Origin of the sequence: Vibrio mimicus CAIM 602, assembly GCF_000338875.1 — a bacterium.
Lineage (GTDB): Bacteria > Pseudomonadota > Gammaproteobacteria > Enterobacterales > Vibrionaceae > Vibrio > Vibrio mimicus.
This window is the reverse complement of the sequence record NZ_AOMO01000064.1, coordinates 1-12290: the sequence shown is the minus strand read 5'-3', so window position 1 is coordinate 12290 and position 12290 is coordinate 1. Positions and strand designations below refer to the sequence as shown.

The 12290-nt window shown below is 40.8% G+C and carries 15 protein-coding genes and 1 pseudogene; all 16 read left to right on the top strand.

Annotated elements, in window-relative coordinates; all coding sequences use genetic code 11:
• Window positions 1-185 precede the first annotated feature (185 nt).
• Entirely contained in the window at window positions 186-992 is an 807-nt protein-coding gene (locus D908_RS03615) for a hypothetical protein (RefSeq protein ID WP_005526671.1), read from the top strand.
• Window positions 993-1418: 426 nt separating this feature from the next.
• Window positions 1419-1466 (top strand): annotated as a pseudogene (locus tag D908_RS23230) (DUF645 family protein); the annotation flags it as partial.
• A gap of 197 nt (window positions 1467-1663) precedes the next feature.
• Window positions 1664-2035 (top strand): hypothetical protein, encoded by a 372-nt coding sequence (locus D908_RS03620; RefSeq protein ID WP_005526669.1) that lies wholly within the window; start codon window positions 1664-1666, stop codon window positions 2033-2035.
• A 944-nt stretch (window positions 2036-2979) separates the two neighbouring features.
• Window positions 2980-3432 carry a GNAT family N-acetyltransferase gene (locus tag D908_RS03630; RefSeq protein WP_005526665.1) on the top strand — a complete coding sequence of 151 codons (453 nt, stop codon included), beginning with the start codon at window positions 2980-2982 and terminating at the stop codon, window positions 3430-3432.
• A 591-nt stretch (window positions 3433-4023) separates the two neighbouring features.
• Entirely contained in the window at window positions 4024-4623 is a 600-nt protein-coding gene (locus D908_RS03635; RefSeq protein WP_005526662.1) for a pentapeptide repeat-containing protein, read from the top strand.
• A 145-nt stretch (window positions 4624-4768) separates the two neighbouring features.
• Window positions 4769-5410 (top strand): FMN-binding negative transcriptional regulator, encoded by a 642-nt coding sequence (locus D908_RS03640; RefSeq protein ID WP_005526660.1) that lies wholly within the window; start codon window positions 4769-4771, stop codon window positions 5408-5410.
• A 140-nt stretch (window positions 5411-5550) separates the two neighbouring features.
• On the top strand, window positions 5551-5922 hold the full coding sequence (locus D908_RS03645; RefSeq protein ID WP_005526658.1) for a MazG nucleotide pyrophosphohydrolase domain-containing protein: 372 nt from the start codon (window positions 5551-5553) through the stop codon (window positions 5920-5922).
• A gap of 137 nt (window positions 5923-6059) precedes the next feature.
• Window positions 6060-6734 carry a Shedu anti-phage system protein SduA domain-containing protein gene (locus D908_RS03650; protein WP_005526657.1) on the top strand — a complete coding sequence of 225 codons (675 nt, stop codon included), beginning with the start codon at window positions 6060-6062 and terminating at the stop codon, window positions 6732-6734.
• 139 nt (window positions 6735-6873) lie between these two features.
• Window positions 6874-7299 (top strand): hypothetical protein, encoded by a 426-nt coding sequence (locus tag D908_RS03655; RefSeq protein WP_005526655.1) that lies wholly within the window; start codon window positions 6874-6876, stop codon window positions 7297-7299.
• A gap of 624 nt (window positions 7300-7923) precedes the next feature.
• The gene (locus D908_RS03660) at window positions 7924-8373 is read left to right on the top strand and encodes a GyrI-like domain-containing protein (protein WP_001026799.1); all 450 of its coding nucleotides are present in this window, start codon (window positions 7924-7926) and stop codon (window positions 8371-8373) included.
• 142 nt (window positions 8374-8515) lie between these two features.
• Entirely contained in the window at window positions 8516-9031 is a 516-nt protein-coding gene (locus tag D908_RS03665) for a GNAT family N-acetyltransferase (protein WP_005526652.1), read from the top strand.
• Window positions 9032-9169: 138 nt separating this feature from the next.
• The gene (locus D908_RS03670; protein ID WP_005526650.1) at window positions 9170-9715 is read left to right on the top strand and encodes a GNAT family N-acetyltransferase; all 546 of its coding nucleotides are present in this window, start codon (window positions 9170-9172) and stop codon (window positions 9713-9715) included.
• Window positions 9716-10134: 419 nt separating this feature from the next.
• The gene (locus D908_RS23225; RefSeq protein ID WP_390622369.1) at window positions 10135-10191 is read left to right on the top strand and encodes a hypothetical protein; all 57 of its coding nucleotides are present in this window, start codon (window positions 10135-10137) and stop codon (window positions 10189-10191) included.
• 353 nt (window positions 10192-10544) lie between these two features.
• Window positions 10545-10727, top strand: a complete 183-nt coding sequence (locus D908_RS03675; RefSeq protein WP_005526648.1) for a DUF645 family protein — start codon at window positions 10545-10547, stop codon at window positions 10725-10727.
• Between the two features lie 204 nt (window positions 10728-10931).
• Complete coding sequence (locus D908_RS03680; protein WP_005526646.1) at window positions 10932-11357, top strand: N-acetyltransferase; 426 nt, start codon at window positions 10932-10934, stop codon at window positions 11355-11357.
• 145 nt (window positions 11358-11502) lie between these two features.
• The coding region (locus D908_RS03685) for a hypothetical protein (protein WP_005526643.1) at window positions 11503-12290 on the top strand (788 nt) is incomplete at its 3' end.

Below are 12290 nucleotides of genomic sequence, written 5' to 3'. Positions count from 1 at the left end.
GTGAGGTGTATGACCTAATCAAGTGAGTAGTGCAACATAACAAACGCCTCAAGAGGGACTGTCAACGCGTGGCGTTTCCAGTCCCATTGAGTCGCGGTGGTTTCGGTTGTTGTGTTTGAGTTTAGTGTTAATGCGTTGCCAGCCCCTTAGGCGGGCGTTATATGCTAGAGAGAGATGAGTGATATATGGGACGATATCTGAGAGATGAGTCAATAAAAAATATAACGGTTGATGAGAGTGTATTGAAAGATATAAGTGATGAGTTTTTGCTTAGAGCAATAAGTATTAATGAGAAACTGACAGAGCAAGAAAAATCTTCTGGACAATTGCAATTTGTTAGTTATGTACTCAGATTTGATAGAAAAGGATATCGCTTTTATTCAATCGACGAATTTTTGAAATTCTATAAAACAGCAAAAAAAGTCGAAAGAGTTGTGATTTGTATGGAGTCTCAACAAAGTAAAAATACAGGTAGAGAATTTGGTTGCCATAGTGAATTTCGTTTTGATGTTAACGATCAAAATAACTGCTGGCTTGCTGTATCGAGCGAAGATAAAGATTGGGTAGAATCTGCATATTCTTCATATAGAGATATAATCGCTAGAATAAAAAACAAGAATGGCTTTATAAGGACTCAATGGACAACACTATTAGTTCAAATTGGTGGCGTTATTTTAGGATTCATTATTAGTCTGGTTTTGGCAAAAAAAATAAGTCCATTACTATCTGTAGATAGCCCTTTTGTCGTTAGTTTTGTATTCTTATTATTAATTTACTCAAATTTATGGATGTATTTAAATCAACTTGTACTTAAAGGTATTGACCTCACATTTCCAAATGTTAGATTTCAACGCCAAAATGCATATGTTTTGCATTGGACAGTGCAGGCAGTTGTAGGTGGTGTAATAGCAGCAGTTGTCTTATATTTCATAGGATTAGTTATGGCTCAAGTTAAAGATATTCTAATGTCATTCATTGAGCTCCGCATATAACAAACGCCTCAAGAGGGACTGTCAACGCGCGGCGTTTCCAGTCCCATTGAGCCGCGGTGGTTACGGCTGTTGTGTTTGAGTTTGGTGTTATACGTTGCCAGCCCCTTAGGCGGGCGTTAGCTTCTTAAAGGCTAAAATCATCAAAATCCAAACTTCTTGTTCTGAAAAATCAGCTTTTAGTGTTCAAATTGCACAATTTGGCATTTGAATTTTGCTAGATGCTGATTTGGTAGAAAGTGTTGGAAGTTCCGCAGTTTCAAAGCTGCTGAAAGCCAACAAGTCTCAATGCTTCAAAGTTGTTGGATGTTCAACTCGGTCAACTTTGTTTCACAAAAAACAGCATCGTCGCTGAAATCGCGCTTTCTTTGTGGAAATGCGGTAAGTGGCTAACTTAACCTTGATCGCTGCGAGTTTTGGCAGTTCACTTCACAGCTTTTGGCGTTGGACGTGTGTTTGAGTGATGCTTTTGCGTAAAATACATGTCAAGCAAATGTGTTTAAAAAGTCATTGTTAAACAATGGGCTACGAAGCTAACAAACGCCTCAAGAGGGACTGTCAACGCGTAGCGTTTCCAGTCCCATTGAGCCGCGGTGGTTTCGGTTGTTGTGTTTGAATTTAGTGGTAATGCGTTGCCAGCCCCTTAGGCGGGCGTTATATTCTAAAGGAGCATCATGGGGCATACGATAGTTTTTAATAAGATATTCAGTGATGCAATGTTATTAGAACAAATTGTATCGGGAAGCCGTAGTTATATCGAGGCATTACATAGCTCATATTCCAATGATAAAACATATGACTATGAGATTACTGAATTGGATTTTTCCTATGACGAATATTTAGGTTGGCTGCGCGAAAATGTTAGCTCATTGCTAATTCAATGTGCAACTAAAACTAGAATATATAAGGACACATACTCTCCTGATGAAGAACCTGAAGAAGGGGAAGCGTTTTACTCATCAGACATTGAAGCATATGAATATTTTCCAAATATAGTTGAAGTGATTTCTGGAAAGTTTAGACAATTCACTAAGAGAGTGTTGTAATAAAATTATTCATGCTGAAGCTTTTGAGTTGGAACTAGTAAGTAATGAAAGCACTAAAAAATACTGGAATGGGTTTTGTGTTTTAAAAGGTACGTTTAATCAGCATAGCTGGAGCATTAAATTAGACGTCCGAAAATTTTGTATGGCAATTCGGTATTACTACGAAGTGGAAAAAAACTGGTAGTAACACGCAATGAATATAACAAAGCGTTTAAGAGGGATTTGGCACGCGTGGCATTTTTAGTATGCGTTGAGTTCAGTGTTTATGGCGCTTTGCGGAAGCTTTTGTATTGCGTGCCGGCACCCCTTAACGCGGCGTTAGGCTTTTGGCGAAGGTTAATGAAATACGAGTGTGATATTGAGTTATTGGAACGGCGATTGAAATTGTTAAAGTGGCTTAACTATGGATTTCTGATCCCTTGCTTAGTTACTTTATATTTCAAACCTTCAGTTTTTGTCATAAATGATTCTCTGACTACAGGTCTAGTCATTTGTGCAGTCATTATGTGTGTATTGAGGTTTATCGATCAGCATTATAGTGGTGCTCTATACAACCATCGGAGTGAAACGATTAGTGTAACTAACACTGGATTTGAACTTTGTCACCAAGCCTCAGGCTACAACTTTCAGAGAAATAACGAAGATATTGTGTCTGTCGAGTACACGAAATTTCTAGGTACACCAAAGGTAAAACTGTTGTTTACAAACAATGAGTTTTACGAACTGGTTTGGTTTAAGGACTCCAATTCCCTTTACCATGAGCTAAAAAGCAAAGAGAACTGGGTAAAAAAAGCCTAACAAACGCCTCAAGAGGGACTGTCAACGCGCGGCGTCTCCAGTCCCAATGAGCCGAAGTGGTTACGGTTGTTGTATTTGAGTTTAGTGTTAATGCGTTGCCAGCCCCTTAGGCGGGCGTTATGCCAATTATGAACAAGGAAGTTCAGATGAAAGTGATTGAAGCGAGTGTTTCAAATTTATTTGACATTGCGATCTTATTTGATGCCTATCGTCAGTTTTATGAGCAAGAAAGTGATATTCAAGGTGCTAGAAAATTTATCGAGATGCACATGAAAAATGGTGACTCAGTGATTTTTCTAGCCTTATCAGAAGGTAATGAGTCTCTAGGTTTTGCACAGCTATATCCTTCCTTTTCCTCAGTTTCGATGAAAAGGATGTGGTATTTAAACGATCTGTATGTGTCTGAGAATGCATGTAAAAAAGGTGTCGGCAGAGCTTTACTACAGAAAGTTGCTGCTTTTGCCAAAGACACAGACGCGATAACAGTCAAACTGGCGACAGCGGTATCCAATGAAAAAGCCAAATCGCTTTATGAGTCTGAAGGTTATGTGAAAGACACAGCCTTTGAACATTACACTCAACGGGTAAAATTGGCATAACAAACGCCTCAAGAGGGACTGTCAACGCGTGGCGTTTCCAGTCCCAATGAGCCGCGGTGGTTATGGTTGGTGTGTTTGAGTTTAGTGGTCGTGCGTTGCCAGCCCCTTAGGCGGGCGTTATGTGCTTTTGGGTTCAACATACCTTTTCTTCTTATTCATCCCTAATAAATTCAGTTTGTTACGTTCTCTTTGTCATGACTTTTATCGAATGCTGTTTGGCATAATATGCCCCCAAGACGCCGACTCTTAATCTAGACAGACCTGCATTTGTCGTAAGCAAAATCGTTGGCTATTCAGTCTATTACCCTTACTTAAAGGGTTTGAGGATCCCGATACTCTTACTGATGACCATTGTAAGAAACTCCGAATTAGAAACGTAAAGCGGTGTAAGCTCTCAATCGTAGGTTTCTAGAATTGAAAATATGCCATAAAAGGCATTACAGTCAGGCACATAACAAACGCTTCAAGCGGGACTGTCAACGCGTAGCGTTTCCAGTCCCATTGAGCCGCGGTGGTTACAGTTGTTGTGATTGAGTTTAGTGGTATGCGTTGCCAGCCCCTTAAGCGGGCGTTAGGCGATTGGAGGAAACGATGAAATCTTTGAAAAGTGGTGAGCAGTATCTAGAGGTTTCCTTCGAGAAGCTTGAGTTATCAGAAAATAGTTTCAAAGACATAGAATTTGAAGAATGTCATTTTTCAGATTGTGATTTGTCTGGCGTACAGTTCCAAAACTGCAAGTTTGTAAGTTGCGAGTTTGCACGTTGTAATCTCAGTTTAGCGAGTTTCCCCAATGCACGTTTATTTGGTGTGTCATTTCAAGACAGTAAGCTCGTGGGTATCGACTGGACAAGAGCAACGTGGCCTGTCTATCACTTAGATTTTGAGCTTAAATTTCAGCGTTGTATTTTGAACGACGCCTCATTCTTTGGGCTGACATTGAATGAGTTAACACTCGATGAGTGTAAGTTGCATGATGTGGACTTCCGTGAAGGAAATTTTGCCAGTTCAACAATGTGTTACTGCGATTTTACGCATAGTTTATTCATGCGGACTAACTTACAAAAAGTGGATTTCAGCGAGTCGACAAATTACGCAATTAATGTGTTAGAGAACCAAGTCAAAGGGGCTAAGTTTTCTCGTTATGAAGCTTTGAATTTATTGGAATGCTTAGGGATAGAGTTGGTCGATTAATCGCCTAACAAACGCCTCAAGAGGGACTGTCAACGCGTGGCGTTTCCAGTCCCATTGAGCCGCGGTGGTTATGGTTGTTGTGCTTGAGTTTAGTGTTATGCGTTGCCAGCCCCTTAGGCGGGCGTTAGCATTCAAGGAGAGAAATTTGCATATTCCAGAGAAGTTTAAACAGGAAAACATTGAAGAACTAGTGGGGTTGATACGCGAATATCCATTCGCAACAGTTATTACTTTATCTGAGTCGGGGATTTATGCTAATCATCTTCCGTTATGTTTGATGGAATTGGATGGGGAATTATATTTAAAAGGGCATATAGCTAAGGCCAACTCACTCTGGAAAACCACGGAGACACTATCCGAAGTACTAGTAATTTTTAATGGCCCAAATACCTATATATCCCCGAACTATTATCCGACTAAGAAAGAAAATGGTAAGGCTGTCCCCACGTGGAATTATGTTGTTGTACATGTGAAAGGAAAAATACGGTTTATTCATGATCCTCAGTGGATAGTTGGAGTTCTTGAGCAATTAACTTCCGAACATGAGCGAGAGCAGGTAGTTCCGTGGTCGATGTCGGACGCCCCTGAATCCTATATTCAGAATATGCTATCAGCGGTAGTTGGTATTGAAATTTCCATAGACTCCCTCAGTGGTAAATGGAAGTTGAGTCAGAACCAGTCAGGGATAAATCAAAAAGGTGTTGTTGATGGTCTATTGTCGAAAAGTGATACCAATTCTCAAACCATCGCTTCAATGATGTGCGCTAATCTTCAACAAGAATGCTAACAAACGCCTCAAGAGGGACTGTCAACGCGTGGCGTTTTCAGTCTCATTGAGCCGTGGTGGTTACGGTTGTTATGTTTAAGTTTTGTGTTATGCGTTGCCAGCCCCTTAGGCGGGCGTTATGTGTTTTTGTGGGAAGTTAAATGCAACATCTTGATAAATTACTTGAAATAGCCAAACGTAAATCTGAATTCGACAAGAGTAATTCTTGGTATTTAGGTTCATCTACTTATTTGGCTGAGATTAAAAAAGAAGTCGATGAAGTTGTCGAAGAAATTCCTAAGAATCGCCTCTGTTACCTCGAAGATGAATTAGGTGATGTGCTGTGGGACTACCTAAATGCGATCCTGTCTCTCGAAAAAGAGGTAGGAGTTAAGATTGAGTCTGTTGTCCAAAGAGCATGTCGAAAATATGAAGAACGTGTATCTGCAATCGAGAATGGTATTTCTTGGGATGAGGTTAAGCTCAAGCAGAAAAAAGAGCTAGAACAAGAGCAATCATCAGCACACACATAACAAACGCCTCAAGAGGGACTGTCAACGCGCGGCGTTTCCAGTCCCAATGAGCCGTTGTGGTTACGGTTGCTGTGTTTGAGTTTAGTGTAATGCGTTGCCAGCCCCTTAGGCGGGCGTTAGCCGTAATGGAGATTTGGATGATAAAAATAAGACCAGCAAGCGTAGATTCCATCTTTGAAGATTGGCCTGAACATTGGCCCAAGAAAGATCATTATGTATCGCAGCATGACGTTACGGAAGCGCAATACATTGAGCTTGAGTCATTAGTAAATGGTAAGGCAAGTGAAACTGAAGTTGAAAAGTATTTTGCGCGCAATCCGGAAGTATTAGCTTTAACTGCTTTTTTGTTTTCGACAGGCCACCATGCAACTTGGATATACCCTAAACTAGAGTTGCGCCCTTCTGCGGGTGATGCAAAAGGTGGGATGATTCCAGATTACGTCATTTCTGGTGCAAATAGTGATGGTTTGCAGTGGTTTATTCTCGAGTTAAAAGGTCCTCGCCAAAACGCTTTTGTTCACAAAGGGAAAAGAGTCTATCTTTCCTCAGATTCTAATAAAGGGATTTGTCAATTAATAAGCTACATCGATACTGCATCAAAATCGCAAGCATATCTGCGTGATGAGCTAGGTCTTAAAGGTTTTCGTGAGCCTAGAGGTATTATTCTTATCGGTACGGAAGAAGAGTCCGAAGCAGAAATGGTTAGAGAATTTAAAGCTGCTTGGAATCGGATGCATCCGAATGTTCAAGTAATATCTTATTCTCGGCTATTGCGAAAGCTTAAACAAAAAGTGTTCCCAAATTACGGCTAACAAGCAATTTAAGAGGGATTCACAACGCTTGGCACTTTTGCTTCTACTTCAGTTTTAGTGTTTATGGCACAATGCTTTAGGTTTGGGTGGAGGCGTTGTTCACCCCTTAATTGGGCGTTATGTTTAAAAGGAAGTTTAAATGAAATTATTAGCACTATTGTTAAGCGTCATTTTCTATACGCCATTTGCTTTTTCTGATACCGATTCTCAACGAATAGTTGTAGATAAAGAGCATATCCAAATGGGGATGTCGGGTAAGATTTATTCTATTGAGTCAAGCGAAGCACTAATTTTAGATGCCACTCAATATGACTACACCTCTTTTAGTCCAATACTAGTTGGGCTACCAAATACTGCGAAAGTAATTGTGGATGGTTTAGAGCATTCGTTTTACTGGGAAAATTCTCAGGGCGAATACTTACTAAATGAAAATTCGTTGGTTTCAGAGCCATCATTATTTGAAGGGTTCAAGTCAGGAAAAGAAGTTGTTGTTGCTCTTGGGCAGTCACACAAGGGTATAGGCCCTTTTAAGGTATATTGGGTTGGAAAGTTGTCTGTAAAATGAGCGCCATAAACATAACAAACGCCTCAAGAGGGACTGTCAACGCGCGGCGTTTCCAGTCCCATTGATCCAAAGTGGTTACGGTTGTTGTGTTTGAGTTTGGTGGAAATGCGTTGCCAGCCCCTTAGGCGGGCGTTATACGTAGAGCGAGTTTTGCTGATTATTCCTTGTATCAAAGTCACCTTTTCTTGTGGTTCATCGCTTTGTATTTCCTTGTGTTTTCGTTAAATCATCAGGTAATCTTCCCGAAGCCTTCAGGCTCAAATTCGACGCGGTAGTGTTTGTTGAAACTCAGCCCTATCAAGTAGTCTGCCCAAAAGCTTACGTGCTTGCTGAAGTTCTGTTTTCTTTGGTGTTGTGTGTTTCAAGTGCGCTTCAATCAAAAATCGCTGAATGTCTTAGTCTCACAAAAGTGCATCAATACACATAAAAATTCGTGCTTACAAAGTGGGGCTTGGCTTAAAATCGTAGGTTCAGTGTTGGGCGTATAACAAAGCATTTAAGCGCGATTCACAACGCGTGGCATTTTCGGTTTGCGTCGAATTTTGTGTTTAAGGCGCAATGCGGTAGCCGATGTGTATTGCGTTGTTCACGCCTTAATGCGGCGTTATGTAACTAGGAGGAAATATGAACATCAGTGAAATGGATAGCTTCGATGTTACAGGCTTTGTTATCCGTACTAATAATGCGGATGAGGTATCACCATCTACTGCAAAAATCGGAGAACTTTGGGCTAGGTTTTACGCAAATGCGGCTCCAAAGCTAAATGAAAAATCAAAAGTTTTTGGTTTGTACACAAACTACGAGTCTGATTTTACAGGGGCTTTTGACGTTATCGCTTGCTCGGATACATTATCACCAGAAATATTACCAGACTCAGTACAAGTTACTGTTGCTTCAGGTAAGTACGTGACTTTTTCTGCGACCGGTGAAATGCCACAAGTAGTTATCGAACTTTGGGGTGATGTGTGGCGCTACTTCGGCTCTGAAAGCTGTCCTTACAAACGAGCTTACACAACAGACTTTGAATATTATAAAAGTGCAAGTGAAGTCGAAATCTCTATCGCTATTAAATAGTTACATAACAAACGCCTCAAGAGGGACTGTCAACGCGCGGCGTTTCCAGTCCCATTGAGTCGCGGTGGTTACGGTTGTTGTGTTCGCGTTTGGTGTAATGCGTTGCCAGCCCCTTAGGCGAGCGTTATGCAGTTATTTGAGCATGGATGAAAAAGTGATTATTAGAAAAGTAACAGTCGAAGATGCAGAGTCAGTATTGTCATTAATGTACCAATTAGATCGAGAGTCTAAATTCATGCTGCTTGAACCAGAAGAAAGGACAACCACACTGGAGCAGCAAATCCAAATTATTCACTCATTCAATGATTCATCTAATAAGGTGATGTATTTACTGACCAATGATGAAAAGGCTTTTGGTTTCATTGTCGGTGTAGGTAATACAGCCAATCGCAATAAACACTGCATGTCTTTGGTCATTGGTCTTCTCCAAGCTGTTACAGGCCAAGGATTTGGAAAAGAATTAGTAAACAAGCTTGAAGGTTGGGCGATTTCTCATGGATATAGCCGGCTAGAGTTGACCGTAATACAGCACAACGAGAGAGCTAAAAGGCTTTATGAATCATGTGGTTTTGAAGTTGAGGGTTTAAAGTGCCATTCTCTGGTTGTCGACGGTGAGTATGTTAATGAACTGTACATGTCTAAGCTATTAACCGCATAACAAACGCCTCAAGCGGGACTGTCAACGCGCGGCGTTTCCAGTTCCATTGAGTCGCGGTGGTTATGGTTGTTGTGTTTTAGTTTGGTGTTAATGCGTTGCCAGCCCCTTAGGCGGGCGTTATGTTTCTAAGAGGAAATCATGTTTACATTGGATGTTGATACAGACCTAAAGCTTGCTTTGGTTTCTCCTAAATTTGCGCCTCACTACCTCGAAATTGTTAGTAGAGAGCGTGAGTATTTGAGCCAATGGTTAGCGTGGCCTCCTCACGCAAACAGCGAAGAGTTCTTCTTAAGTTTTATCCACCGCTCATTACATGATTATGCCGATGGTAAATCGCTTGTTTGTGGCATGATTTATAAAGACAAATTAGTCGGAAACATCAGTTTTAACAGCATTAACCATCAACTGAAAAAAGTGGAAATGGGTTATTGGTTAAGTGCTGACTATCAAGGTAAAGGTATCGTTAGTAGGTCAGTGCTGAAGCTGATAGACGTTGCATTTACGGACTTGGACATGGAAAAAGTTCAAATATCGGCAGCAACGGGAAATCAACCCAGCCGAAACGTGTGTGAGCGTTTAGGATTCGTGCTTGAGGGGACAATTACTCGTGCAGAAAATTTAAATGGTCGCGTCGTAGATCATGCGGTTTATGGCTTAAGTCGTACATCGTGGCCAGAAACATAACAAACGCCTCAAGAGGGACTGTCAACGCGTGGCGTTTCCAGTCCTAATGAGCCGCGGTGGTTATGGTTGTTGTGTTTGAGTTTAGTGATAATGCGTTGCCAGCCCCTTAGGCGGGCGTTAGTTTCTATCTAGAAAAATCATCAAAAACTCAGATTCAACGTTCTGAAAAATCAGCTTTTAGCATTCAAATTGCACGACTTAGTTTTTGATTTTAAGGTTGATGCTGCTTTGGTAGAAAGTGTTGAAAGTTCAGCGGTTTCAAAATCGCTGAAAACCAACAAGCCTAGATGCTTCAATGTTGTCGGATGTTCCAGACGGGTAGTTTTGTTTCACAAAAGGCTGCATCATCGCTGAAATTGCGTTTTTTTGTCGCAGACTCTTAATCGTGACCAACTTAACCTGATCGTTTTGAGTTTTGGCTGTTTGCTTCACTGCTTTTGGCGTTGAGCGTGTGCTTGCTTGATACTTTTGCGTAAAATCGCATTCAAGCAAAGGTGTTTAAAAGTTATTGCGAAACAAAATAGGCTACGAAACTAACAAACGCCTCAAAGGGACTGTCAACGCGTGGCGTTTCCAGTCCCAATGAACCGCAGTGGTTATGGTTGTTGTGTTTGAGTTTAGTGGTATGCGTTGTCAGCCCCTTAGGCGGGCGTTAGTTTCTCTCAGGAAAAATCATCAAAAATGCACGCACAAGGTTCTGAAAATTCAGCTTGTAGCATTCAAATCTCACAATTTGGTTTTTGAGATTTGCTTGATACTGATTTGGTAGAAAACGTTGAAAGTTCAGTGGATTAAAAGTCGATGAAAATCAACAAGCCTCGAAGCTTCAATGTTGTTGGATGTTCAACACGGTCAGTTTGGTTTCACAAATAGCTGCATCATCGCTGTGATCTGGTTTTCTTTGTCGCCGACTCTTAACCGTGGCCAACTTAACCTTGATCGTTTTAAGTTTTGGCTGCCAACTTCACAGCTTTTGGCGTTGGACGTGTGCTTGCTCGATGCATTTGCGTAAAATGACTTTCAAGTAAATTTGTTAAAAAGTCATTGCTAAACAATAGGCTACGAAACTAACAAGCGCCTCAAGAGGGACTGTCAACGCGTGGCGTTTCCAGTCCCAATGAGCAGCGGTGGTTACGGTTGTTGTGTTTGAGTTTAGTGTTATGCGTTGTCAGCCCCTTAGGCGGGCGTTATGTGCCCCTGAAAATAGAGTCCTAAAATGATAAGAAAGTACAAAGAAAGTGACTTAGATTCGGTTTTAGAAATCTGGCTTGATGCCTCAGTAAAAGCTCATGATTTTGTCGATCCTGAATTCTGGAAATCCCAAGTAGATAATATGCGCAATCTTTATATCCCAGCTTCAGAAACCTATGTTTATGAGATAGGTTCTAAAATCGAGGGTTTTTATTCACTACATGAAAACAATTTAGCTGCCATATTTGTCCAGCCAGAGCTTCAAGGTAAAGGTATTGGCAAGCGATTGCTCAGTCATGCTAAATCCCAAAGAGAAATGCTAACGTTGTCTGTATACAAAGAAAATCAGTCGAGTTATGGCTTCTATTTATCGCAGGGTTTCAAACTGGTGAATGAGCAGATAGATGAACATACGGGGCATCAGGCGTATACCATGAGTTCGGGCACATAACAAACGCCTCAAGAGGGACTGTCAACGCATGGCGTTTCCAGTCCCATTTGGCCGCGGTGGTTATGGCTGTTGTGTTTGAGTTTAGCGTTATGCGTTGCCAGCCCCTTAGGCGGGCGTTATATTTAATTCGATTCTGGAGATATCAATGGAAGAACAGCAACCTAGGAAGTTTAGGCACGATTTAGCGTTGTCATTCGTACCTATCTTGAAATGGCCATTTTTGGTATTTGCTCTTTGGTTAGTAATACCATCGGGAACAATGAACGATTTTTTGAAAATAGCTAGAGATAACAATGTAAAAGAGCTTGGTATCGGTGATGCAAAAGTCGTGTTCCAAGAAAAAGCTGAAGTTCTCAAGGATGCAAATGAAGTTAGAAACCTAACTTCAGATTTAAGTAGCCTTTTTTCACAATCCGGTGTAGGGCTAAAAGAACAAACTGACAGATTAAAATACATTGAGGATCGCTTAGCCAATATCAATTCACGCACTAAAACAGTAATTGATAAAGAAGCCCCAGTTTTTGTTCCTGTCCAAAATGAGCACTCAATTAATCTTAGTAAAGATAATATTGCTGTATTCCATTTTGAAATTGATAGCGAAGACAGTGATGAAAACTTTAATTTGGCTGTTGGAATTGATGAATTCCCAGCAAAGCGTAGCTTTGACTTGTGTGAAACAACTGGGAAGTACAAAGAACTATCATCAACAAAAAAGAACGAATATGGAAAAACTATTGGTCTCAATTACAAAGACAAAGTTGTTGATTGTTTGAGTACGATTGAAGTTCGTCGCTTAAGTGATGAAGAATACCTTTACTCATTCGACATCAACATCCTTGATGGGTTCAATGTTGCAAAAGTCGGTGGATATGACGTATTTCTTCCTAAACAATCGAAGCTCGCAAGGAGCAATTCTCTTTATATTGTTGGCAG

Excerpts from the sequence above, each read along its gene's own strand:
- D908_RS03615 (WP_005526671.1), top strand. The coding sequence starts at position 186 with ATGGGACGATATCTGAGAGATGAGTCAATAAAAAATATAACGGTTGAT.
- D908_RS03620 (WP_005526669.1), top strand. The coding sequence starts at position 1,664 with ATGGGGCATACGATAGTTTTTAATAAGATATTCAGTGATGCAATGTTA.
- D908_RS03630 (WP_005526665.1), top strand. The coding sequence starts at position 2,980 with ATGAAAGTGATTGAAGCGAGTGTTTCAAATTTATTTGACATTGCGATC.
- D908_RS03635 (WP_005526662.1), top strand. The coding sequence starts at position 4,024 with ATGAAATCTTTGAAAAGTGGTGAGCAGTATCTAGAGGTTTCCTTCGAG.
- D908_RS03645 (WP_005526658.1), top strand. The coding sequence starts at position 5,551 with ATGCAACATCTTGATAAATTACTTGAAATAGCCAAACGTAAATCTGAA.
- D908_RS03650 (WP_005526657.1), top strand. The coding sequence starts at position 6,060 with ATGATAAAAATAAGACCAGCAAGCGTAGATTCCATCTTTGAAGATTGG.
- D908_RS03655 (WP_005526655.1), top strand. The coding sequence starts at position 6,874 with ATGAAATTATTAGCACTATTGTTAAGCGTCATTTTCTATACGCCATTT.
- D908_RS03660 (WP_001026799.1), top strand. The coding sequence starts at position 7,924 with ATGAACATCAGTGAAATGGATAGCTTCGATGTTACAGGCTTTGTTATC.
- D908_RS03665 (WP_005526652.1), top strand. The coding sequence starts at position 8,516 with ATGGATGAAAAAGTGATTATTAGAAAAGTAACAGTCGAAGATGCAGAG.
- D908_RS03670 (WP_005526650.1), top strand. The coding sequence starts at position 9,170 with ATGTTTACATTGGATGTTGATACAGACCTAAAGCTTGCTTTGGTTTCT.
- D908_RS03675 (WP_005526648.1), top strand. The coding sequence starts at position 10,545 with ATGTTGTTGGATGTTCAACACGGTCAGTTTGGTTTCACAAATAGCTGC.
- D908_RS03680 (WP_005526646.1), top strand. The coding sequence starts at position 10,932 with ATGATAAGAAAGTACAAAGAAAGTGACTTAGATTCGGTTTTAGAAATC.